Genomic DNA, 21,333 nt, shown 5'->3' on the forward strand with positions numbered 1-21,333 from the left:
CTCCCTACTCCGCCGCCACCGCCAGGATGCCGGCGGCGGTCTTCGCCTTGATGTAGCGGTGCATGGACTCCGCCGCGTCGCGGCCGTCGCGGATGGCCCACACCACCAGGCTGGCGCCGCGGACGATGTCGCCGGCGGCGAACACGCCGTCGACGCTGGTCATGCGGGTGCGCGGGTCGGTGGTGACGGTGCCCCAGCGGGTCACCTTCAGGTCCGGCTCGCCGAACAGGCCGGGCAGGTCCTCGGGCTCGAAGCCCAGCGCCTTGATCACCAGGTCGGCGGGGATCTCGAACCCGGACCCCTCCATCACCTGCGGGGTCTGGCGGCCGGTGGCGTCGGCCACGCCCAGGTGGATGCGCACGGCGCGCACCGCCTTCACCGTGCCCTGGCCGAGGAACGCCTCGGGTGCCGCCTGCCAGACGAACTCCACGCCCTCCTCCTCGGCGTGCGCCACCTCGCGCTGCGAGCCCGGCATGTTCTTGCGGTCGCGGCGGTAGAGGCACTTCACCGAGGTGGCGCCCTGGCGCACGGCGGTGCGCACGCAGTCCATGGCGGTGTCGCCGCCGCCGACCACGACCACGCTCTTGCCCGCGGCGTTCAGCGAGCCGTCCGTGAACTCCGGCACGTCGTCGCCCAGGTCGACGCGGTTCGACGCGGTGAGGTACGAGAGCGCCGGCACGATGTTGCCGAGGTCGGCGCCCGGCGCCTCCATGTCGCGCGCCTTGTAGACGCCGGTGGCGATCAGCACGGCGGCGTGGCGGCGGCGCAGCTCGGCCAGCGAGGCGTCGCGGCCCACCTCGAAATTGCAGTGGAAGACCACGCCGGCGTCGGCCAGCAGCCGGTGGCGGCGGGCGACCACGTCCTTCTCCAGCTTGAAACCGGGGATGCCGTAGACCAGCAGGCCGCCGACGCGGTCGTAGCGGTCGTAGACATGCACCTCGTAGCCCTTGGCGCGCAGCTCCTCGGCGGCGGCCAGGCCGCCCGGGCCGGCACCGATGACGCCGACGGACGCCCCCAGCTCCCGCACCGGGGTGCGCGGCTTCACCCAGCCCTTTTCCCAGGCGGTGTCGGTGATGTAGCGCTCCACCGAGCCGATGGTGACGGCGCCGTGGGTCGACTGCTCGATCACGCAGTTGCCCTCGCACAGGCGGTCCTGGGGGCAGATGCGGCCGCAGATCTCGGGAAAATTGTTGGTGGCCTGGGAGACCTCGTACGCCTCCTCCAGCCGGTCCTCGGCGGTCAGCTTCAGCCAGTCGGGGATGTTGTTCTGCACCGGGCAGTGGACCTGACAGAAGGGAACGCCGCACTGGGAGCAGCGGTTTGCCTGTTCGGTCGCGCGCTCGTCGGTGAAGCGGGCGTAAATCTCGCGGAAGTCCCGGCGGCGCTCGTCGGCGGTGCGCTTGTCGGGCATGCGCTGCGTGGTGTGCACGAAGCCCAGCATCTTCTGCTTTTGCGCCATCTCGCCAACTCCTCGGTCGTGGCCCGCACCGGGCGGGTCTGCATGCGGGCGCGGCCGGTGCCGCCGCCGCAGGGTCAGGGAAAGGCCGCACCGGGGCACGGCCACGCCGTGTCATATAACGCAACGCCGGGAGGCTTGCGAGCAAAAAAATGCCGATAGGTCACAATGACTGACCGAACCGTGACAATGGGTCTCAACACCCGGCGGCACCCGCGACCGATTGCCGCCGCATTGCGAAAAATTTAGTCCCAAACCGGACCTATCGCGCTCTTCGGTGGCATCCCCCATGGCCCGTCGCCAAATCGATAGTGCGCTGCTATAAGCCCCCCGTCCCGCCGCATCCCCGCCACTCTCCAGCAAAGACGCCATGGCAGAACAGCTCCTGCAAGCCGCCCTTCTCGGGATCGTCGAGGGATTGACCGAGTTCATCCCCGTCTCCTCCACCGGGCACCTGATCCTGGTGATCGAGATCCTCGGCTTCGCCGGCCCGCCCGGCAGGGTCTTCGAGGTGGCGATCCAGCTCGGCGCGATCCTCGCCGTGTGCCTCATCTACTTCGGCCGGCTGTGGCGGGTCACCATGGGCCTCGGCGGCGGCGACCCGCGGGCCTGGCGGTTCGTCCTCGCCATCCTGCTGGGCTTCCTGCCCGCGGCGGTGCTGGGCGTGCTGCTGCACGGCTTCATCAAGGCCGTGCTGTTCCACCCCACCGTGGTGTGCGTCGCCCTCATTCTCGGCGGAATCGCCATCCTGGTGATCGAGCGCTTCCTGTCGCACCCCCGCTATCACGAGATCGAGCGGTTCCCGGCAAGCCTGGCCCTGAAGATCGGCCTGTTCCAGAGCATCGCCATGATCCCCGGCGTGTCGCGCTCCGGCGCCACCATCCTGGGTGCCCTGCTGATGGGCGTGGACCGCCGCACCGCCGCGGAGTTCTCGTTCTTCCTGGCGATCCCCACCATGCTGGGGGCCACCGTGCTGGATCTCTACAAGAACTGGGAGCATCTGAACACCGACGACGCCCTGCTGATCGGCGTCGGCTTCGTCACCGCCTTCCTGGCCGCCGCGGTGGTGGTGCGCACGCTGGTGGACTTCGTCGGCCGCTACGGCTTTGCGCCCTTCGGCTGGTACCGCATCGCGCTGGGCTCGCTGATGCTGGCGTTCCTGTATCTCTGACACGGCCGGAAAAAAGATCCGTTCCGTTGGTCGGCATCAGTCCGATGCCGACGGTATGATGCCGGGAGGCGTCACAGCGGCACGTTGCGGTAGATGTCCGTGACGGCCAACGTGACGCTCACCGCGTCCAGAGTGAGCGTGTCGCCGGCGCCGAGCACCGCGGCCGCGGATCGCCGCGGCCTCGCTCTCCACCGGGACAATCTCGCACACCGACTCGAAGGCGCCGTAGAAGGGCAGCTTCGCCAGCGTCTCGCCCCGGTTGGACGGCAAGAGGATCTCGATCACCGCCACCGGCTCGACCGGCGCGCCGCGTTCCGGCGGGCGGCAGGTCACGGCACCGTCGGCGGTGCCCCGGGTGTGGTGGCGCAGCGACCGGCCGGCGGGATGAGGAAGGCCGCGGGGCGCCCGCGCGATCGGACGCCCTGGCGCTGCCTCACTCCGGGTACCGCTGGCGCAGTTCGACCGGGTTGGACATAGGCGAGCGGCCGCCGACGATGAAGCGGAACAGGTAGGTGGGCAGGATCACCTCCAGCGCCGTCGGCGTCACGCCCAGTTCCTTCAGCCCCGGCGCGTCGGCGGCGACGACGTTGTCGTGCCGCAGCATCTCCACCTGATCGCGGGTCAGCAGCGGCGCCCCCAGCGGCACCTTCTCCAGGATGCCGCCCAGCGTCCCGGCGGCACCCCACGGCACCGGCACCAGCAGCCGCTTGCGGCGGATCTCGCCCAGCATGCGCTCCATGAGCTGGCGGAAGGTGTAGACGCCCGGCCCGCCCAGCTCGTAGGTGCGGCCTGCGGCGTCGTCGGCCGTCAGCGCGCCGACGATGGCATCGGCCACGTCGCCCACATAGACCGGCTGGAAGCGCGTCTTGCCGCCGCCGATCAGCGGCAGCACCGGCGACACCTGCGCCATGGCGGCGAAGCGGTTGAAGAACTGGTCCTCGGGGCCGAAGACGATGGAGGGGCGCAGGATCGTCGCCTCGGGGAACGCCTCCAGCACCGCCGCCTCGCCGGCCGCCTTGGAGCGGGCGTAGCCGGCCGCCCCCCTGGCGTCGGCGCCGATGGCCGAGATGTGCACCAGCCGCTGCACGCCCGCCGCCTTGGCCAGGCGGGCGATGCGGGCCGGGCCGTCGACGTGGACGGTGCGGAAGGTCCAGGGCTCGCGCTCGTACAGCGTGCCGGTCAGGTTGACCACAAGGTCGGCGCCCTTCAGCGCCAGCGCCACCGACTCGTCCTTGCGGATGTCGCAGGCGATGGGAACGATCTGGCCGACCGCGCCCGCCGTCTTCAGGAAGTTGGCGCCGGCGGGCCGGCGGACGGCCACGCGGATGACGGCGCCGGTGCGCGCCAGGCGGCGGATCAGGTGCCGGCCGATGAACCCCGAGCCACCGAACACCGTGACGATCTTGTTGCGATAGGACATCGACCTTCTCCCGTGCCGATCCAGACCAGAAACCGTGAACCGCCGTCGCCGCCGGCCGGTGGCTGCTTATAGCCAAAGCCATCCGCCGGGGCCAGCCCGCGGCGCGGTGGTGCGGCGATTTCCGCCACCCGGAAACCGCCGGCACGAACCCGGCGCGGGAAAATGCGACGGTGCAAAAAAGGGCGTTGACAGCCACCCCCGGCGGCGATACATAAGCGGCCCACCGAGAGCCCAGGTGGCGGAATTGGTAGACGCGCAGGTTTCAGGTACCTGTGGCAGAAATGTCGTGGAAGTTCGAGTCTTCTCCTGGGCACCATCTCTTCTATCCGGCCGCGCCGCGTGCTAGGCCCTCCCGATGGGGAGGGAAGTGCACCGCGGCGTTCGTCGTTTCCGGGGCTTGCGGCCGGGGCCCGTGTTGATGCGGGGAGGGCGGCGATGCCCATCGAGTTGCACGAGGGCGACCTGCCCGACGGGCTGGATCTCACGGCCGGCGCGCGCGACGGCGCCGTGGCCATCGACACCGAAACCATGGGCCTGAACCCGGCGCGCGACCGGCTCTGCCTGGTGCAGCTCAGCGCCGGCGACGGCACCGTCCATCTGGTGCAGTTCCGCCGCGGCGTCTACGACGCCCCCAACCTGACGCGCCTGCTGACCGATCCCGGCGTGGTGAAGCTGTTCCACTTCGCCCGCTTCGACCTGGCGGTGATGCGGGCCTTCCTCGGCGTCACCTGCCAGCCGGTCTATTGCACCAAGGTCGCCGCCAAGCTGGTGCGCACCTTCACCGACAAGCACGGGCTGAAGGACCTGTGCAAGGACCTGCTGGGGGTGGAGCTGTCCAAGCAGCAGCAGTCGTCCGACTGGGGTGCGGCGGACCTGACGCCGGACCAGATGCGCTACGCCGCGTCCGACGTGCTGCACCTGCACGACCTGCGGGCGAAGCTCGACGCGCTGCTGGCGCGCGAGGAGCGCACGGAGCTGGCCGACGCCTGCTTCCGCTTCCTGCCGGCGCGCGCCGCCCTCGACCTCGGCGGCTGGGACGAGCCGGACATACTGGCGCACTGATCCATCGGGCACCGGGCACGGTTTGACCGGCGCCCCTCCGGTCGGCATACTGCCGCCCGGCGATCCGCATCCGCACGCCGGGTGCGGCGACACATACGAACGGCACGGGATGCAGCCTTGACCAGCCTGATCGACCGCCGCCCCGCCGCTGAGCCCGAGGACGCGCTCACCGCCCCGGCGGCACCCGCCGCCCCCGATCGCGACCGCCTCAGCGCCACCCGCGTGCTGCGCATGGAGGCCGAGGCGCTGATCACCCTGGCCGAGGGGCTGGACGGCACCTTCGTCGCCGCACTCGACCGGCTGGCCGGCATCGCCGGCCGCATCGTCGTCACCGGCATGGGCAAGAGCGGCCACGTGGCGCGCAAGATCGCGGCGACCCTGGCCTCCACCGGCACGCCCGCCCTGTTCGTCCACCCCGGCGAAGCCAGCCACGGCGACCTCGGCATGATCGCCCGCACCGACGCGGTGATCGCCCTGTCCAACTCGGGCGAGACGCACGAACTCAGCGACATCATCGCCTACACCCGCCGCTTCGCCATCCCCCTGATCGGGGTGACGCGGCGCCCCGGCTCGTCGCTGGCGGAGCAGGCGGACGTGGCGCTGGTGCTGCCCTCGGCCCCGGAGGCGTGCCCGCTGGGGCTTGCCCCCACCACCTCCACTACCATGATGCTGGCGCTGGGCGACGCCATCGCCATCGCGCTGCTGGAGCGGCGCGGCTTCTCGGCGTCGGATTTCCACCAGCTCCACCCCGGCGGCCAGCTCGGGCGGGCGCTGCTGACGGTGCAGGACCTGATGCACAAGGGTGCCGACGTGCCCCTGTGCACCACCGAGACGCCGTTGTCCGAGGTCATCCTGGAGATGACGCGCAAGCGGCTGGGCTGCGTCGGCATCACCGACGCCGCCGGCCGGCTGGTGGGGATCATCACCGACGGCGACCTGCGCCGCCATCTGGAGCCGGCCCTGTTGTCACAGCGTGCCGGCGACATCATGTCGGAGAGTCCCAAGACCATCCGCCCCAAGGCCCTGGCCGCCGAGGCGGTGCGTGTGATGAGCGATCGGCAGATCACCACGCTGTTCGTGCTGGACGTCGAGAGCCCCTCCGGCCGTCCGGTCGGCGTGGTGCACATTCACGACTGCCTGCGCGCCGGCGTGGTCTGAGGCGGAAACGGGAGGTCGAGCATGGCCCGGCAGCAGTCCAACGCCAACGCGCACCCCAACACCGACGTGCACCGGCGGCGCGCCACGCGCCCGGCCAGCCACGCCCGCAGCCGGCTGGTCGCCCTGCTGAAGGTGGCGCTGCCGGCGCTGGCGCTGATGATGCTGGCGCTGATCGCCGCCTGGCCGTCGCTGACCGAGCCGCCGCAGCCCCGCATCGACGCCGACAACGGGCAGCTGGAGATGATCCGGCCGCGCTATTTCAGCGCCGACGAGAAGAACCAGCCCTTCTCGGTGATCGCCGACCGGGCCGAGCGGTCGGAGCTGGAGCCCGACGTGGTCGTGCTCGACCAGCCCGAGGCGGAGATGACCGAGCTGGACGGCACCTGGGTGACCCTGCGCTCCGACCGCGGCTGGTACGATCAGCACACCGGCATCCTGAAGATGCGCGGCGCCGTGCGGGTGATGCGCGACGATGGCAACGAGTTCACCACCGACGAAGCCTTCGCCGACGTCAAAGCCGGCACGGCCTGGGGCGACGTCTCGGTCGCCGGCCAGGGGCCGCAGGGGGTCATCCTGGCGGAAGGCTTCCGCATGACCGACCGCGGCAAGAACGTGGTCTTCATCAACCAGTCCAAGGCCAGCGTCCAGTCGGCCGAGTCGGGCGGAGGAAAGCGGTGACCCTGACCAATTCCCGCCGGCCGGTGCGGTCGGCCGCACCCGCGGTCGCGGTGGCGCTGGCGTTCGGCCTGTGGGGGCTGGCCGCCGGGCCGGCCGCGGCGCAGCTCGTGCCCGACGGGGCCGACGGCCTGCCGGTGGCCATCGACGCCGACCAGGCCATCGAATGGCACCAGGACCGCAAGGCCTACGTGGCCCGCGGCCGCGCCTCGGCCGAGCGGGGCGGCACGACGGTGCACGGCGACGTGCTGACCGCCTACTACCGCGAGATTCCGGGGAAGGGGAACGAGGTCTTCCAGCTCGTCGCCAACGGCAACGTGCGGATCGTCGGGCCGGGTCGACAGGTGCTCGGCGGCCAGGCCATCTACGACGCCGACCGCCGCGTTCTGGTGGTCACCGGCGGCAACCTGCGCCTGGTGACGTCCGATCACCTCGTCACCGCCGAGGACAGCCTGGAGTATTACGAGGACCGCGGCCTGGCGGTGGCGCGCGGCAACGCCGTGGCGGTGCGCGGCGACGACCGCATGCGGGCCGACGTGCTGGTTGGCCTGCTGGTCGGCGGTGCCGACGGCGCCACGCGCCTGAACCGCATCGACGGGTCGGGCAGCGTCGTCATCACCACCCCGACCGACGTGGCGCGGTCGGAGAAGCTGATCTATTCCGCCGCCGACGAGGTGGCGGTGCTGCTGGGCAACGTGCGGCTCACCCGCGGCGACAACCAGTTGAACGGCGAGGCCGCCGAGATGAACATGCGGACCCGCATCAACCGGGTCATCTCCGGGCGCGAGGGCGCCGGGCGCGTCAGGGGCCTGCTCATCCCCGGCTCCGAACCGACCGGCGCGCCGGCCGGTTCGGGGACGGCGCGGTGAGACGGACCGCACCGCCGCCCATGGCCATCGATCTCGATCCGCGGGCGGCCGCGCCCGCCGACAGGGACAGCGGTGTCCCGGAGGAGCGGACCCCGCCGGCCGAAGGGCTGGTGGCGCTCAACCTGGGCAAGTCGTTCAAGCGGCGACCGGTGGTGCGCGACGTCTCGGTCAGCGTCCGGCGCGGCGAGGCGGTGGGGCTGCTGGGCCCCAACGGTGCGGGCAAGACCACCTGCTTCTACATGATCACCGGCCTGATCACCGCCGACGTGGGGTCCATCCTGCTGGACGGGCAGGACATCACCGGCCTGCCCATGTACCGGCGCGCGCGCCTGGGCATCGGCTACCTGCCGCAGGAATCCTCGATCTTCCGCGGCATGACGGTGGAGAACAACATCCGCGCCGTGCTGGAGGTGGTGGAGACCGACCGCGACGCCCGCGAGGCGATGCTGGACGAGCTGCTGGCCGAATTCTCCATCACCCACCTGCGCCGCGCCCCGGCGCTGGCCCTTTCGGGCGGCGAGCGGCGGCGCGTGGAGATCGCCCGCGCGCTGGCCTCGCAGCCCCACTTCATCCTGCTGGACGAGCCGCTGGCCGGCATCGACCCCATCGCCGTCAGCGACATCCGCGAGCTGGTCGGCCACCTGCGCGACCGCGGCATCGGGGTGCTGATCACCGATCACAACGTGAGAGAAACGTTGGACCTCGTCGATCGGGCATACATTTTGCACGATGGTGTGGTACTAATGGAGGGCGACCCGCAGGAGATCGTGGCGCACGAGGATGTGCGCCGGGTTTACCTGGGGGACCGCTTCAGTCTTTAGACCCTCCAGCACACCACCGCAGGCTCATGGCGCTCACGCAACGTCTCGATCTCCGGCAAGCCCAGACCCTGGTGATGACGCCGCAGTTGCAGCAGGCGATCAAGCTGCTGCAACTGTCGAACCTGGAACTGTCCGATTTCGTCGACCGCGAGATCGAACAGAACCCCCTGCTGGAACGCGACGAGGGTGAGCACGGCGAGCATGGCGGCGGCGGCGAGGCCGGCAACGAGCGCGGCACGGCCGGTGACGGTGGCGGCGAGGGGCCGGACGCAGCGCCGCCGCCTGCCGCCGATGGGCGCACCCGCGACACGGTGGAGCTGACCTCCTCCGACACCATGGGCTCCGCCGCCGACGCGCCCCTCGACACCGATTTCGAGAACGTCTACGGCGACGACCGCTTTTCCGACGGCGGCGACGGGGCGGGCGACGTCTACGGATCGTGGAACGAGCGCGGCGGGCGCGGCTTCGAGGACGGGGAGGCCAATCTCGAGGCCACCCTGTCGGGCGACAAGAGCCTGCGCGACCACCTGACCGAACAGCTCAACATCGACCTGACCGACCCCGCCGACCGGCTGATCGGCCTGGCGCTCATCGACCTGGTGGACGAGGCCGGCTACATCACCGCCGACCTGGCGGCGCTGGCCGACCAGCTCGGCACCGAATTGGCCCATGTGGAGCGCGTGCTGGCGGCCATGCAGCGCTTCGACCCCGCCGGTGTGTTCGCCCGGTCGCTGAAAGAATGCCTGGCGATCCAGTTGCGCGAACGCAACCGGCTGGACCCGGCGATGCAGGCCCTGCTGGACAACCTGGAGCTTCTGGCGGCCCGCAACCTGCCGGGGCTGATGAAGGTGTGCGGCGTCGACGCCGAGGACATCGCCGACATGGTGGCGGAGATCCGCACGCTCAACCCCAAGCCGGCGCTGGCCTTCGACCACACCCCGGCGCAGCTCGTCACCCCCGACATCCTGATGCGCGCCAGCCCCGGCGGCGGCTGGCTGATCGACCTGAACCCCGACACGCTGCCGCGGGTGCTGGTCAACCAGCGCTATTTCGCCCGGGTGTCCGGCGAGGTGCGCAACAAGGCGGAAAAGGAATACCTGGCCGAGCGGTTCCATTCCGCCAACTGGCTGGTCAAGTCGCTGCACCAGCGCGCCACCACGATCCTCAAGGTCGCGGCCGAGATCGTGCGCCAGCAGGACGCCTTCTTCATCCACGGCGTGTCGCACCTGCGGCCGCTGATCCTGCGCGACATCGCCGAGGCGATCGGCATGCACGAAAGCACCGTCAGCCGGGTGACCACGAACAAGTTCATGAACACGCCGCGCGGCGTGTTCGAACTGAAGTACTTCTTCACCTCCGCCATCGCCGGGTCCGACGGGCAGGCGTCCCATTCGGCCGAGGCGGTGCGCCACCGTATCAAGCAGATGATCGACGCCGAACCGCCGACCGACGTGCTGTCCGACGATAAGATCGTTGAGATTCTCCAAAAGGAGGGGATCGACATTGCGCGGCGCACGGTGGCGAAGTATCGTGAGGCGATGCGCATCCCCTCGTCGGTGCAGCGCCGCCGTGCCAAGATGTCACGCATGTAGTCCGGTGGCTCCGGCCGGGTGTCGTTGACAGTCCCGTCCACCACCACTATGGTGCTCGTCCGCACGTGGCGGCGCCTTACGCACCTGATCTTTACGCGGGCCAATTTCGGAATCCTCACACAATGCAACTCACCGTCAAAGGCAAGCAGCTTGACGTCGGCGATGCCCTGCGCACCCACGTCGCCGACAGCCTGAATTCCACCGTCGGCAAGTACTTCACCAACCCGATGGAAGCCGACGTCGTCTTCTCGCGCGAGGCCCATCTCTTCAAGGCGGACATCCAGGTCCACATCGGCCGCGGCATCGTCCTGCAGAGCGCCTCGGAAGCGACGGAGCCCTACCCGGCCTTCGACACCGCCTGCGACAAGATCGCCAAGCGCCTGCGCCGCTACAAGAGCCGGCTGCGGGGCCATCATCCGGTCGGGGATACCGCCGAAGCCCTGCCGGCGCGCTATCAGATCCTGGAAGCGGAGCGCGAAGAACACCATGTGGATGGCGAGGAGGCTGCGGGCGCCGACGATGCCCACCATCCCATCGTCGTGGCCGAGATGCAGACCTCCGTCGAGACCCTGACGGTCAGCGAGGCGGTGATGCGCATGGAGCTGGCGGAACGGCCCGCGCTGATGTTCCGCAACCGCGCACACGGCGGGCTGAACCTGGTGTACCGGCGGTCCGATGGCAACATCGGCTGGGTGGACCCTCAGGGTACGGCGACGGCCGGGGCGTGAGCCCCGGTCGGTGTTTGCAAAACGGTTGACGCTGTCATGCTCGATCTCATCACACCGCACGCCATCCTCCCGAACCTCAAGGCAGGGAGCAAGAAGCAGGCGCTTCAGGACATGGCGCGCAAGGCGGCCGAGCTGACGGGCCAGCACGAACGCGCGATCTTCGACGTCCTGCTGGAACGCGAACGGCTCGGCACCACCGGCGTGGGGCATGGCATCGCCATCCCCCACGGCAAGCTGCCGAGTCTGGAGCGGGTCTACGGCGTCTTCGCCCGGCTGGAGCGTCCCATCGACTTCGACGCCATCGACGACCAGCCGGTCGACCTGATCTTCCTGCTGATCGCCCCCGAGCACGCCGGAGCCGACCATTTGAAGGCGCTGGCCCGGGTGTCGCGGCTGCTGCGCGATCAGGCCATGTGCGAGAAGCTGCGCGGCACCGACAGTGCCGATGCCATCTACGCCCTGCTGACCCAGCAGGAAGCCAGCCACGCGGCATAGGCCGGAGGGCCGGCGGCCCCTCGCGCTGCGGTGGGGACATGCCGAACGCACCGCCGGGGTGCGGCACGCGTAGGTCGATGGCGAGGTCTTCGCCGGAAGCGGGCGAACGGCCTGTCCCTTGCGTCCCTGCGCGACTATCGGCTGGTCGCGCCGGACGAACGCCGTGTCGGCGTCCACCGCCGCGAGGCGTCGGGATGGGTGCACGGGGTGGTGAACAAGGGAGCGGTGGTGCCGGCATCGACACCGCGCCGGACCCGGACGCCATCCACGAATGAGCCGGCGTCCTTCGGACCGCGCACGGGCCGGAGGGGGCGTGCCGCTCTTACCGGCGGCATCCGAATGATACCAATGGCTCGTCGGCAGCCGTCCGCGCGGACAGTGACAGCATCGCCAGCTGCATGAGCACGGACACGCGCATCGCTTCCTCCCGGGATCAAGAGGAAGCGATGTTGCACGTCTCCGGCGGCGCTGTGAAGAGGTGTGTGCTACGCTACGGTGCGCCGGTGGTCGGCACACCCTTTCATCTCGTGGGGTCGACGTCGGCTCGTCCCTCCGGATTGACACCGGCCCGGCCCGTAGGCACCTTATTGGCATGGTGAGCCCCTCACCCAAGCCCCCGGCCGGCAGCAATGACGAAGCGCTCGACATCCTGCGGCGGATCGAGCCGGCACTCGCACGCCTCGCGTCGCGGGATGACATCGCCAAGATGGATGACCGGCTGCGCAAGGTGGAGGAGAACGTCGCCCGTCTCGATGGCCGCGTGTCGCAGCCCCCCACCCTCTGGCAGATTGCCGGGTTGAACTTCGCCATCTTCGGGGCGGCGTTCGTGCTCATTCGGTTCGCTCCGCCGCACTGACATAGTGTCCGCGTCCGCGGAGCGCGCCGGGGGATTCGGCCAAGCCGTTGATATCCCCCGATTCAGGGCCAACGGTCGTTGAGACTGCCGTTGGGCGTGCGGGACCGAGGTTCGACGTCGAGGATGAGGTGGACGGCACCGGGGTGGCGGTCGGGTTCGTCACCCGCCGCCACCCCCCTGTCCGTCCCCGGGCTTTGTGTATTCCCGGCCGATGGCGTCGTATCACTTCACCAGCGGGCCGAGAACGATGAACTGCGTCTCGCCGCTGGCGTCGTCGACGCCGTCGTTGTCGGTCACCAGATAGGCGGTGCCGTCGGGGCCGACGGTCAGCCCTTCCACCTTGTCGGGGGTCCAGCCCGCCGGGGCCGTCAGGTGGGGCAGCACGTCCAGGATCAGCGTCTTCTCCACCACGGGCGGCTCCGTCCCGGCGGGGGCGAAGGCGGCCCCGGCAAGGTCGACCGCGTAGATGCGCTTGACCGCCGCGTTGGGGCCGCCCTGGTTGTCGCGCTCCAGGATGGCGAAGCGGCCATCGGCCATGGGGGCGATGTCGCTGAGGCCGATCCAGCCGCCGGCCGGCGAGGCGACGGCGTCGAGCGGGTAGCGCACGAAGTCCCAGCGACCGTCGGCCGGGCTGTAGCGGCCGATGCGCACCCGGCCCTTGCCGTCGTCCTTCCATTCCCGCTGGATCACCGCGTAGACCCGCTCGTCGGCGCCGCTGCCGACGGCGGCGACCCCTTCGAAGCCGAACCTGCCGGCCCCGGCCGCCACCTCGGCCGGCAGGGCGATCTCGCGGTCCACCGTGCCGTCGGCCTTCGCCCTGATCAGCAGGTTGTGCAGCCCCTTCTCGGGGTTGCCCTCCGACACCAGCCAGAAGCCGCCGTCGGCGGCCACCGCGACGCCCTCCAGGTCGTAATCGACGGTCTTGCCATCCTTCATCAGCACCGTCGCCGCGGTGATGCGGGCCGGGGTGGCCGTGGCGTCGATGGTGAAGACGCGCGACTGCGCGTAGGCGCTGTCGGGCACGGCGTAGAGCATGCCGGCCGCCCTGGGGTCGGCGGCAAGACCCGACAGGGCACCCCAGCCGATCGGCGCGCTGTCCACGTCCGCCGACACGATCGTCGGGTAGACCGGCGGGGCGTCGGTCAGCCGGTACAAGGTGACGGTGGAGCGCACCGCCTTCCCGGGGTCGTCCGCCTCGTTGGCGACGGCCAGCAGGCCGCGCTCGGGAATCGGCAGGATGCCTTCCGGCGCGATCCCGGTGGGCAGCACCTGCACGAACTCCGGCTCGGCGCCGGGGCCGCGGTCACGGTAGACCGCCACCAGATTGGCGCGCTCCAGGCCGACGAACAGGAAACGGTCGCTGCCGTAGGTGGCGACGGCGACGCCCTCCGGCTCGGTGCCCTTCTTGCCCGCGCGCTTCTCCGGGTAGTGGCCGACGCGGGTCGCCAGATGCTCCGGGGCGGACCCGGCCTCGAACAGCACGGAGCCCCCGGTGTCGAAGATGGTGAACCCCCGCGAGCCGCCTTCGTAGTCGCCCTCGTCGGCGGTGACCAGCCGGTCGTCGTCCAGCCAGGCGATGGCGTCGGGCTCGCGCTTCACGCCCTTCAGGCTGCCGTCGGGGCGGACCACCTTGTCGGTGGTGACGTCCACCATGGCGAGGTCGGCCGTTCCGGCCGGGAAATGGCCGGTGACCGTGGCGGTGGCGAGGTCCACCAGGACGATGTGGTTGTTCTCCTGCAACGTCACGGCGGCGATGTTGCGGCCGTTGATGGCGACGTATTCGGGCTCCGGGTCCTCGGGGGCGATGGCGGCGAGGCCGGTCAGCGGCACGATGGTCGCGGCGTCGCAGTTGGCGGGCATGCCGTCGGCGCCCAGCGTCAGGATGGCGAGATGGCCGCCCGGAAGCTGGGGCAGAGCGCCCTTGTTGAGGGACTCGTCGCGCTCGTTTTCCACGGCCACGGCGAGGAAGCGGCCGTCGGGGCTGAGCGCCACCGAATCCGGCTGGCCCTTGACGTCGCAGGTGGCGGCGACGGTGCGGTCGTCCAGGCCGACCACGGCCACGTGGCCCGACGGCGCGGTGAAGGACGGCGAGGTGTTGACCGCCACCAGGGCGCGGTTGCCGGCCACGGCGACGCTGGTGGGCTCGCCGCCGAGGTTCAGGCGGCCCAGCGGCTTCGGCGCGGCGGGATCGGTGATGTCGACGAAGCCGAGGGACCCGAAGGGGGAATCGGTGAACAGCAGAAGGGTGCCATCCTTGCCGCGCGCCAGGATCTCCGCGGCGGTCTTCGTTCCCTCCGGCGTGCCGGCGGGCAGGCTTGTGTAGACCGGCCAGGTGGCGACGCGCTGGAACGACGCCGCCGATGCGGTGGCGGACGCGGCGGCGGCGGTGGCCAGGGCGGCGGCCAGGGCGGCCGTCACGGCCGACGCCGGCCGCGCGCGCGAAACGCGGGTGCGCATGATCCCCTCTCCTACTTCTTATCGGGAAGGAGGACTTGTAGCCGCGGCAGTGTGACGGACGTTTGACGGTTCCGAGAACAGACGGTGACACCCCTGCCCCGTCGGGGGCCGTGGCGGAGCGGTCCGAATTGCTCTATGGTGGAACCATGGCCAACGCCCTGCGCAAACCCCGTCTGTCGCCGGACGAGTATCTGGCGCTCGAACGCACCGCCGAGGTGCGGCACGAGTACGTCGACGGCGAGGTCTTCGCCATGGTTGGTTCGAGCCGCCGGCACGGCCGGATCGTGATGCGGCTCCTCACGCTCCTCGCACCGCAGGCCGACCGGCGCGGATGCGAGATCACGGCATCCGACGTCAAAGTGCATGTGGAGGCGGCGAACGCCTACTACTATCCCGACATCGTCGTGGCCTGCGACCCGGCGGACGACGACCCGTACGTGGTGCGCGCGCCGGCGCTGATCGTCGAGGTTCTGTCGGACTCGACCGAGCGCACCGACCGGCTGGAAAGGCGGGCCGCATACCGGACCATCCCCTCCCTGCGGGAATACGTCCTGATCGCGCAGGACGAGCCGCGCGTCGAGATCCACCGCCGCACCGCCGACGGTTGGGAGCACGAGGCGGTCAGCGACGGATCGGTGACGCTGACCGCGCTCGACACGGCTTTCGCGGTAGACGCGCTGTACCGATGACCGCCGCCCCCGGCCGCCCTATGCCCGCTCCGCCCAGCCCATGTAGTTGACGTCCAGGTCGCGGGGGTTCAGGCGGAACTCGTCGGTCAGCGGGTTGTAGGTGACGCCGGTCAGGTCCTTCATCACCACGCCGTGCGGGCGCAGGCCGGCGGCGAGTTCGGAGGGGCGCAGGAACTTGCGCCAGTCGTGGGTGCCGCGGGGCAGCCAGCGCAGGATGTATTCCGCCCCGACGATGGCCAGGGCGAAGCTCTTGGGCGTGCGGTTCAGGGTGGACAGGAACAGCACGCCGCCGGGGGCGAGCAGGTCGGTGCAGGATTTCAGGAACAGCGGCACGTCGGCCACATGCTCCACCACCTCCATGGCCACCACCACGTCGAAGCGGCGCCCTTCGGCCGCCAGCGTCTCGGCCGTGGCGGCGCGGTAGGTGACGGCGGTGCCGCTCTCGGCCGCGTGGGCGGCGGCGGTCCCGACGTTGCGTTCCGACGCGTCGACGCCCAGCACCTCGGCGCCCATCCGGGCCAGCGGCTCCGACAGCAGGCCGCCGCCGCAGCCGATGTCCACCAGGGTCAGCCCGTGCAGCGCGCCGGCGGCGTGGGGCTCCCGCCCCAGGCGGCGGCAGACGGTGTCGCGGATGTAGGTCAGGCGCAGCGGGTTCAGCTTGTGCAGCGGCCGGAACTTGCCCGACGGGTCCCACCATTCGGCGGCAATGGCCGAGAAGCGGGCGATTTCGTCCGGGTCGACGGTGCCGGCGGTCGCGCTCATCTGACAAATCCCATAAATTGTTCGTCATGAATCCTATGCGGGGCGTTCTTGCCTTCGTCCCGGCCGACAGAGTATGGATACGCCGCCCCGCGCCGGCAACGGTGGAGCGAGGGCGGCTTCGGATGGTGTGAGGAAATGGCGCGGATCGTCCTCAAGTTCGGCGGGACCTCGGTCGGCGACGTCGAGCGGATCAAGAACGTGGCTCGCAAGGTCGAGCAGGAGGTCAAGGCGGGCCACCAGGTGGCCGTCGTGGTGTCGGCCATGTCCGGCGTGACCAACCAGCTCGTCAAACACTGCACCGACATCGACAAGTTGCACGACGCGCGCGAGTACGATGCGGTGGTGGCTTCGGGCGAGCAGGTGACCACCGGCCTCCTGGCCATCGCGCTGCAGTCCATCGGCATCCCGGCCCGCTCGTGGCAGGGCTGGCAGATCCCCATCGTCACCGACGACACCCACGCCAAGGCGCGCATCGTCTCCATCGACACGACCGAGCTGGAAAAGCGCATGTCGACCGGCGAGGTGGCCGTGGTCGCCGGCTTCCAGGGCGTGTCGCCGAACGGGCGCATCGCCACGCTGGGCCGCGGCGGCTCCGACACCTCGGCGGTGGCCCTGGCCGCCGCGCTGAAGGCGGAGCGCTGCGACATCTACACCGACGTGGACGGCGTCTACACCACCGACCCGCGCATCGTCACCAAGGCGCGCAAGCTGTCGCGCATCACCTATGAAGAGATGCTGGAGCTGGCGTCGCAGGGGGCGAAGGTGCTCCAGACCCGCTCGGTCGAAATGGCGATGAACCACCGGGTGCGCGTGCAGGTGCTGTCCAGCTTCGAGCCGGCCCCCGGCAGCGAACTTCCCGGAACCCTGGTTGTTGACGAGGACGAGATCGTGGAAAAGGAAGTGGTGAGCGGCATCGCCTACAGCCGCGACGAGGCGAAGATCACCCTGATCGGCGTGGCCGACCGCCCCGGCGTCGCCGCCGGCATCTTCGGGCCGCTGTCGGACGCCGCGATCAACGTGGACATGATCGTCCAGAACGTGTCGGAGGATGGCAAGTCCACCGACCTGACCTTCACCGTTGGCAAGGCGGACATCGACCGCGCCGTGAAGGTGCTGGAGGACAACAAGGAGGCGCTGAACTATCAGCGCATCGTGTCCGATCCCAACGTGGTGAAGGTGTCGGTCATCGGCGTCGGCATGCGCAGCCACGCCGGCGTCGCCCAGCGCATGTTCAGGGCGCTGGCCGACAAGGGCATCAACATCCAGGTCATCTCGACCTCCGAGATCAAGATCAGCGTCCTGATCGCCGAGGAGTACACCGAGCTGGCCCTGCGTTCCCTGCACACCGTCTACGGCCTCGACGCGGCCTGAGCGGCCGCGTCCGCCGTCATTCGCGCCGAACCGAAGGGACACCGGTGATGACCGTCAGCACGAGGCCCCCCGGCACGGCGCGTCTGCGGCTCGACCGGCTGTGGAGCCGGGGGTGCGCCTTCCTCGGCTCGCCCACCGCCATCATGGGCGGGGCCATGACCTGGGTGTCGGAGCGCACCCTGGTCTCCGCCATCTCCAACGCCGGCGGTTTCGGCGTGCTGGCCTGCGGCTCCATGAGCCCCGACCGGCTGGCGGCGGAGATCGCGGGCACCCGCGCCCTGACCGACCGGCCCTTCGGCGTCAACCTGATCAACCTGCACCCGGATCTGGACCGGCTGGTCGAGGTCTGCGTCGAGCACCGGGTGGGCCACGTGGTCATCGCCGGCGGCCTGCCGGCGGCCGGCACCGTCAAGCGCATCAAGGACGGCGGCGCCAAAGTCATGGCCTTCGCCCCGGCGCTGGTGATCGCCCGGCGCCTGGTGCGCATGGGCGTCGACGCGCTGATCATCGAGGGGTCGGAGGCCGGCGGCCACATCGGGCCGGTCGCCACCTCGGTGCTGGCGCAGGAGATCCTGCCGGAGGTGCGGGAGGTGCCGGTCTTCGTCGCCGGCGGCATCGGCCGCGGCGAGGCCATCGTCTCGGCCCTGGAGGTGGGGGCGGCCGGCGTGCAGATCGGCACCCGCTTCGTCTGCGCCACGGAATCGATCGCGCACCCCAACTTCAAGAAGGCGTTCATCCGCGCCTCGGCCCGCGACGCCCAGGCGTCGGTGCAGCTCGACCCCCGCCTGCCGGTGATCCCCGTGCGCGCGCTGGTCAACGAGGGCACCAAGCGCTTCATGGAGACCCAGCGCGCGCTGATCGCCCGCCTCGGGGCCGGCGAGATCACGCGCGACGCCGCCCAGTTGGAGATCGAGCATTTCTGGGCCGGCGCGCTCCGCCGTGCGGTCATCGACGGCGACGTGGAGACCGGCTCGCTGATGGCCGGCCAGAGCGTGGGCATGGTGACCCGCGAGCAGCCGACGGCGGAGATCATCGCCGAGCTTGCGGACCAGGCGGAGGCCGCCCTGCTCCGCCGTTTCGCCTCGCTGCCGCTGCGCGCCCGCTCCCTGGAAACCGGCGCGGCTCAGGGATAACGCAAACGCCACCCCCTGTTGAGCGCGGCTTCGGCATACCACATTGTCGGGCAGGCTGCCCATTCGCGCGGGACCGTCATGCTGTTCGAGAGTCCGATGCCGGTCATGGCGCATTCGAGAGTCGCGTACGCCCGATGTCCTGAACCCTCCCTCTCCGCCCTTGCATTTCCGGCCCCCGCGTGGAATTGAGCGCGCCATGGACAGCGTCAAGCAGCACACCGCCCCCTTCGATGGCCGCGCCTCGCGGCGCCTGCTGGCGCGCCTGCGCGACATCATGGCGGGGTCCGGCACCGGCCAGGACCGGCTGGACAAGATCGTCACGCTGATCGGCGCGGAGATGGGGGCCGACGTCTGCTCCTGCTACGTCATGCGCGCCGGCGAGGTGCTGGAGCTGTTCGCCACCGAGGGGCTGAACAAGACGGCGGTGCATAAGACGCGCCTGCGGGTCGGCGAGGGCATCGTCGGCGACGTCGCCGCCCAGGCGCGGCCGGTGGCGCTGGACGACGTCCACGCCTATCCCAACTTCGCCTACCGGCCGGAAACGGGGGAGGACCCGTACCAGTCCCTGATGGGCGTGCCCATCCTGCGCGGCGGCAAGGTGCGCGGCGTGCTGGTCATCCAGCATGCGGCCCGGCGCCACTACGCCGAGGAGGAGGTGGAGACCCTGCAGACCATCGCCATGGTCGTCGCCGAGCTGGTGGCGGCGGGCGAGCTGATCAACCCGCAGGAGGTGTTCTCCACCGGCGACGCCGCGCTGATGCCGGCACGGCTGTCCGGCGTGTCGCTCAGCGGCGGCCTGGCCACCGGCCTGGCGGTGGTGCACCGCCCCCAGCTCACCATCCGCCAGATGGTGGCGGAGGACGCCGACCGCGAGCAGCAGCGCCTGGCCGACGCGCTCGCGACCATGCACAGCGCCATCGACGATCTGCTGGCCTCGCCGTCCCTGGCGGCCCTGGGCGAGCCGCGCGACATCCTGGAAACCTACCGCATGTTCGCCGAGGATCGCGGCTGGCTGTCGCGCATCCGCGAGGCGATCCGCAAGGGACTGACGGCGGAGGCGGCGGTGCAGCAGGTGCAGAACGACACCCGCGCCCGCATGAGCCATCTCACCGATCCCTACATCCGCGAACGGCTGATGGACCTGGAGGACCTGACCAACCGGCTTCTCCAGCACCTGGCCGGCAAGCGGTCGGAGGGCGACGGCGGCACCCTGCCCGATGACACCGTTCTGGTGGCCCGCACCATGGGACCGGCGGAGCTGCTGGACTACGACCAGCGCCGGCTGCGCGCGCTGATACTGGAGGAAGGCTCCCCCTCCTCCCACGTCTGCATCGTCGCCCGCGCCCTGAACATCCCGGTGGTGCAGATCGCCGATGCCATGAACCGGATCGAGCCGCTGGATCCCCTGATCGTTGACGGCGACCACGGCACCGTCTTCGTCCGCCCGGCCGAAGACATCCAGATGGCGTTCGCGGAGAGCGTGGCGCTGCGCACCCGCAAGGAGCAGATGTACGCCGAGGTGCGCTCCCTGCCGTCGGTGACGGCCGACGGCGTGCCCATCTCGATCCGGCTCAACTGCGGCCTGCTGATGGACCTGCCGCACCTGAAGGCCAGCGGGGCGGAGGGGATCGGCCTCTACCGCACCGAGATCCCCTTCATGGTGCGCTCCACCTATCCCGACGTGGCGGCGCAGACCGAGCTGTACGCCCGCATCCTCGACGAGGCGGAAGCCCGCCCCGTGGTGTTCCGCACCCTGGACGCCGGCGGCGACAAGATTCTGCCCTACATCGCCGCGGGCGAAGAGGAGAACCCGGCGCTGGGATGGCGGGCCATCCGCATCGGGCTGGACCACCCCATGCTGCTGCGCCAGCAGATCCGCGCCCTGCTGCGCGCCGCCGGGGGGCGGCCGTCGCTGTCGGTGATGTTCCCCATGATCGCCGAGGTGGCGGAGTTCGAAGCCGCCCGCCGCCTGCTGCGGATGGAGTGCGCCCGCGCCGAGGCCGACGGCTACGCCCTGCCCGGCGACCTGCGGGTCGGCGCCATGATCGAGGTGCCGTCGCTGCTGTTCCAGCTTCCCGCCCTGCTGCCGCGGGTCGATTTCCTGTCGGTCGGCTCCAACGACCTGATGCAGTACGTGTTCGCCTGCGATCGCGGCAACCCGCGCACCGCCACCCGCTACGACCCGCTGTCGCCGCCCATGCTGTCGCTGCTGAAGCGGCTGGTCGAAGCCTGCGACGGGGCCGGCGTGCCGCTGTCGATCTGCGGCGAGATGGCGGGCCGGCCGCTGGACGCCATGGCGCTGATCGGGCTGGGTTTCCGCACCCTGTCGATGGCGCCGCCGGCGGTCGGGCCGGTGAAGATGATGCTGCGGTCCCTCGACGTGGCCGCCCTGCGCCAATACATGAACGGACTCTACGACCGGTCGGAGCACAGCGCGCGCACCAAATTGCACGCTTTCGCCAGGGACCACGGCGTCTTGATTTGAGCGGTTGCCCGGTCAGGCGCGGCTTTGTTACAAGGGCCGTGCCGAAGGACGTGTAAAACGTCCGCACGAGGGGGCAGGTACGGGGTCCGTCCGAACGGAATCCGGCCGTACGCCTCCGGATGCCCGGAGCGAC

At 70.4% G+C, this 21,333-nt stretch carries 18 protein-coding genes and 1 tRNA gene; 15 read left to right on the top strand and 4 right to left on the bottom strand.

Annotated features, from left to right (window positions below):
- Positions 1 to 4: 4 nt before the first annotated feature.
- The gene (locus G472_RS0125600; protein ID WP_029010655.1) at positions 5 to 1,459 is read right to left on the bottom strand and encodes an NAD(P)-dependent oxidoreductase; all 1,455 of its coding nucleotides are present in this window, start codon (positions 1,457 to 1,459) and stop codon (positions 5 to 7) included.
- Between the two features lie 367 nt (positions 1,460 to 1,826).
- On the opposite strand from G472_RS0125600, the gene G472_RS0125605 reads away from it, so the two are divergent.
- The gene (locus G472_RS0125605; RefSeq protein WP_029010656.1) at positions 1,827 to 2,627 is read left to right on the top strand and encodes an undecaprenyl-diphosphate phosphatase; all 801 of its coding nucleotides are present in this window, start codon (positions 1,827 to 1,829) and stop codon (positions 2,625 to 2,627) included.
- Between the two features lie 433 nt (positions 2,628 to 3,060).
- On the opposite strand, the gene G472_RS35655 is transcribed toward G472_RS0125605, so the two are convergent.
- The gene (locus G472_RS35655; RefSeq protein ID WP_051341298.1) at positions 3,061 to 4,047 is read right to left on the bottom strand and encodes a complex I NDUFA9 subunit family protein; all 987 of its coding nucleotides are present in this window, start codon (positions 4,045 to 4,047) and stop codon (positions 3,061 to 3,063) included.
- A gap of 229 nt (positions 4,048 to 4,276) precedes the next feature.
- Here G472_RS35655 and G472_RS0125620 point away from each other — a divergent pair.
- The 10 genes from G472_RS0125620 to G472_RS0125670 all read left to right on the top strand — a co-directional run bounded on the left by G472_RS0125620 (position 4,277) and on the right by G472_RS0125670 (position 12,303).
- Positions 4,277 to 4,363, top strand: a tRNA-Leu gene (locus G472_RS0125620).
- Between the two features lie 119 nt (positions 4,364 to 4,482).
- Positions 4,483 to 5,109: a ribonuclease D gene (locus G472_RS0125625; protein ID WP_029010657.1), complete on the top strand. Its 627-nt coding sequence runs from the start codon at positions 4,483 to 4,485 to the stop codon at positions 5,107 to 5,109.
- 231 nt (positions 5,110 to 5,340) lie between these two features.
- Complete coding sequence (locus tag G472_RS0125630) at positions 5,341 to 6,267, top strand: KpsF/GutQ family sugar-phosphate isomerase (RefSeq protein WP_051341396.1); 927 nt, start codon at positions 5,341 to 5,343, stop codon at positions 6,265 to 6,267.
- A gap of 21 nt (positions 6,268 to 6,288) precedes the next feature.
- Complete coding sequence (lptC, locus tag G472_RS0125635; protein WP_084536907.1) at positions 6,289 to 6,945, top strand: LPS export ABC transporter periplasmic protein LptC; 657 nt, start codon at positions 6,289 to 6,291, stop codon at positions 6,943 to 6,945.
- Positions 6,942 to 7,811: an LptA/OstA family protein gene (locus G472_RS0125640; RefSeq protein ID WP_245593581.1), complete on the top strand. Its 870-nt coding sequence runs from the start codon at positions 6,942 to 6,944 to the stop codon at positions 7,809 to 7,811. Before lptC ends, G472_RS0125640 begins: the two co-directional genes overlap by 4 nt.
- A 20-nt stretch (positions 7,812 to 7,831) precedes the next feature.
- The gene (lptB, locus tag G472_RS0125645; RefSeq protein ID WP_029010661.1) at positions 7,832 to 8,632 is read left to right on the top strand and encodes an LPS export ABC transporter ATP-binding protein; all 801 of its coding nucleotides are present in this window, start codon (positions 7,832 to 7,834) and stop codon (positions 8,630 to 8,632) included.
- 26 nt (positions 8,633 to 8,658) lie between these two features.
- Complete coding sequence (rpoN, locus tag G472_RS0125650) at positions 8,659 to 10,224, top strand: RNA polymerase factor sigma-54 (RefSeq protein WP_029010662.1); 1,566 nt, start codon at positions 8,659 to 8,661, stop codon at positions 10,222 to 10,224.
- A gap of 122 nt (positions 10,225 to 10,346) precedes the next feature.
- Positions 10,347 to 10,952, top strand: coding sequence for a ribosome hibernation-promoting factor, HPF/YfiA family (gene hpf, locus G472_RS0125655; RefSeq protein ID WP_029010663.1), 606 nt, complete (start codon positions 10,347 to 10,349; stop codon positions 10,950 to 10,952).
- Between the two features lie 36 nt (positions 10,953 to 10,988).
- Positions 10,989 to 11,447 carry a PTS IIA-like nitrogen regulatory protein PtsN gene (gene ptsN, locus G472_RS0125660; RefSeq protein ID WP_029010664.1) on the top strand — a complete coding sequence of 153 codons (459 nt, stop codon included), beginning with the start codon at positions 10,989 to 10,991 and terminating at the stop codon, positions 11,445 to 11,447.
- Positions 11,448 to 12,039: 592 nt separating this feature from the next.
- Positions 12,040 to 12,303: a hypothetical protein gene (locus G472_RS0125670; protein ID WP_029010665.1), complete on the top strand. Its 264-nt coding sequence runs from the start codon at positions 12,040 to 12,042 to the stop codon at positions 12,301 to 12,303.
- 222 nt (positions 12,304 to 12,525) lie between these two features.
- Here G472_RS0125670 and G472_RS0125675 read toward each other — a convergent pair whose 3' ends face one another.
- Positions 12,526 to 14,760 carry an esterase-like activity of phytase family protein gene (locus G472_RS0125675; RefSeq protein ID WP_051341301.1) on the bottom strand — a complete coding sequence of 745 codons (2,235 nt, stop codon included), beginning with the start codon at positions 14,758 to 14,760 and terminating at the stop codon, positions 12,526 to 12,528.
- Between the two features lie 146 nt (positions 14,761 to 14,906).
- Here G472_RS0125675 and G472_RS0125680 point away from each other — a divergent pair, with 146 nt between their 5' ends.
- The gene (locus tag G472_RS0125680; RefSeq protein WP_029010667.1) at positions 14,907 to 15,449 is read left to right on the top strand and encodes a Uma2 family endonuclease; all 543 of its coding nucleotides are present in this window, start codon (positions 14,907 to 14,909) and stop codon (positions 15,447 to 15,449) included.
- 18 nt (positions 15,450 to 15,467) lie between these two features.
- Here the strand turns inward: G472_RS0125680 and ubiG are convergent, their stop codons facing one another.
- On the bottom strand, positions 15,468 to 16,211 hold the full coding sequence (ubiG, locus tag G472_RS0125685; RefSeq protein WP_029010668.1) for a bifunctional 2-polyprenyl-6-hydroxyphenol methylase/3-demethylubiquinol 3-O-methyltransferase UbiG: 744 nt from the start codon (positions 16,209 to 16,211) through the stop codon (positions 15,468 to 15,470).
- Positions 16,212 to 16,346: 135 nt separating this feature from the next.
- On the opposite strand from ubiG, the gene G472_RS0125690 reads away from it, so the two are divergent.
- From G472_RS0125690 to ptsP, 3 genes are all read left to right on the top strand, one after another.
- Complete coding sequence (locus tag G472_RS0125690; protein WP_029010669.1) at positions 16,347 to 17,582, top strand: aspartate kinase; 1,236 nt, start codon at positions 16,347 to 16,349, stop codon at positions 17,580 to 17,582.
- A 47-nt stretch (positions 17,583 to 17,629) separates the two neighbouring features.
- A complete protein-coding gene (locus G472_RS35660; protein ID WP_035693727.1) occupies positions 17,630 to 18,715 on the top strand; it encodes an NAD(P)H-dependent flavin oxidoreductase in 1,086 nt (361 codons plus the stop codon).
- Positions 18,716 to 18,911: 196 nt separating this feature from the next.
- Positions 18,912 to 21,200, top strand: a complete 2,289-nt coding sequence (gene ptsP, locus G472_RS0125700; protein ID WP_029010670.1) for a phosphoenolpyruvate--protein phosphotransferase — start codon at positions 18,912 to 18,914, stop codon at positions 21,198 to 21,200.
- Positions 21,201 to 21,333: the final 133 nt, after the last annotated feature.

It is taken from the genome of Azospirillum halopraeferens DSM 3675, assembly GCF_000429625.1.
GTDB classification, from domain to species: Bacteria; Pseudomonadota; Alphaproteobacteria; order Azospirillales; family Azospirillaceae; genus Azospirillum; species Azospirillum halopraeferens.

Coding starts and splice junctions, on each gene's coding strand:
- lptB (WP_029010661.1), top strand. CDS start 7,832: ATGGCCATCGATCTCGATCCGCGGGCGGCCGCGCCCGCCGACAGGGAC.
- ptsP (WP_029010670.1), top strand. CDS start 18,912: ATGGACAGCGTCAAGCAGCACACCGCCCCCTTCGATGGCCGCGCCTCG.
- rpoN (WP_029010662.1), top strand. CDS start 8,659: ATGGCGCTCACGCAACGTCTCGATCTCCGGCAAGCCCAGACCCTGGTG.
- G472_RS0125670 (WP_029010665.1), top strand. CDS start 12,040: ATGGTGAGCCCCTCACCCAAGCCCCCGGCCGGCAGCAATGACGAAGCG.
- G472_RS0125675 (WP_051341301.1), bottom strand. CDS start 14,760: ATGCGCACCCGCGTTTCGCGCGCGCGGCCGGCGTCGGCCGTGACGGCC.
- G472_RS0125625 (WP_029010657.1), top strand. CDS start 4,483: ATGCCCATCGAGTTGCACGAGGGCGACCTGCCCGACGGGCTGGATCTC.
- G472_RS35660 (WP_035693727.1), top strand. CDS start 17,630: ATGACCGTCAGCACGAGGCCCCCCGGCACGGCGCGTCTGCGGCTCGAC.
- hpf (WP_029010663.1), top strand. CDS start 10,347: ATGCAACTCACCGTCAAAGGCAAGCAGCTTGACGTCGGCGATGCCCTG.
- G472_RS0125630 (WP_051341396.1), top strand. CDS start 5,341: ATGGAGGCCGAGGCGCTGATCACCCTGGCCGAGGGGCTGGACGGCACC.
- G472_RS0125690 (WP_029010669.1), top strand. CDS start 16,347: ATGGCGCGGATCGTCCTCAAGTTCGGCGGGACCTCGGTCGGCGACGTC.
- ptsN (WP_029010664.1), top strand. CDS start 10,989: ATGCTCGATCTCATCACACCGCACGCCATCCTCCCGAACCTCAAGGCA.
- G472_RS35655 (WP_051341298.1), bottom strand. CDS start 4,047: ATGTCCTATCGCAACAAGATCGTCACGGTGTTCGGTGGCTCGGGGTTC.
- G472_RS0125600 (WP_029010655.1), bottom strand. CDS start 1,459: ATGGCGCAAAAGCAGAAGATGCTGGGCTTCGTGCACACCACGCAGCGC.
- ubiG (WP_029010668.1), bottom strand. CDS start 16,211: ATGAGCGCGACCGCCGGCACCGTCGACCCGGACGAAATCGCCCGCTTC.
- lptC (WP_084536907.1), top strand. CDS start 6,289: ATGGCCCGGCAGCAGTCCAACGCCAACGCGCACCCCAACACCGACGTG.
- G472_RS0125605 (WP_029010656.1), top strand. CDS start 1,827: ATGGCAGAACAGCTCCTGCAAGCCGCCCTTCTCGGGATCGTCGAGGGA.
- G472_RS0125680 (WP_029010667.1), top strand. CDS start 14,907: ATGGCCAACGCCCTGCGCAAACCCCGTCTGTCGCCGGACGAGTATCTG.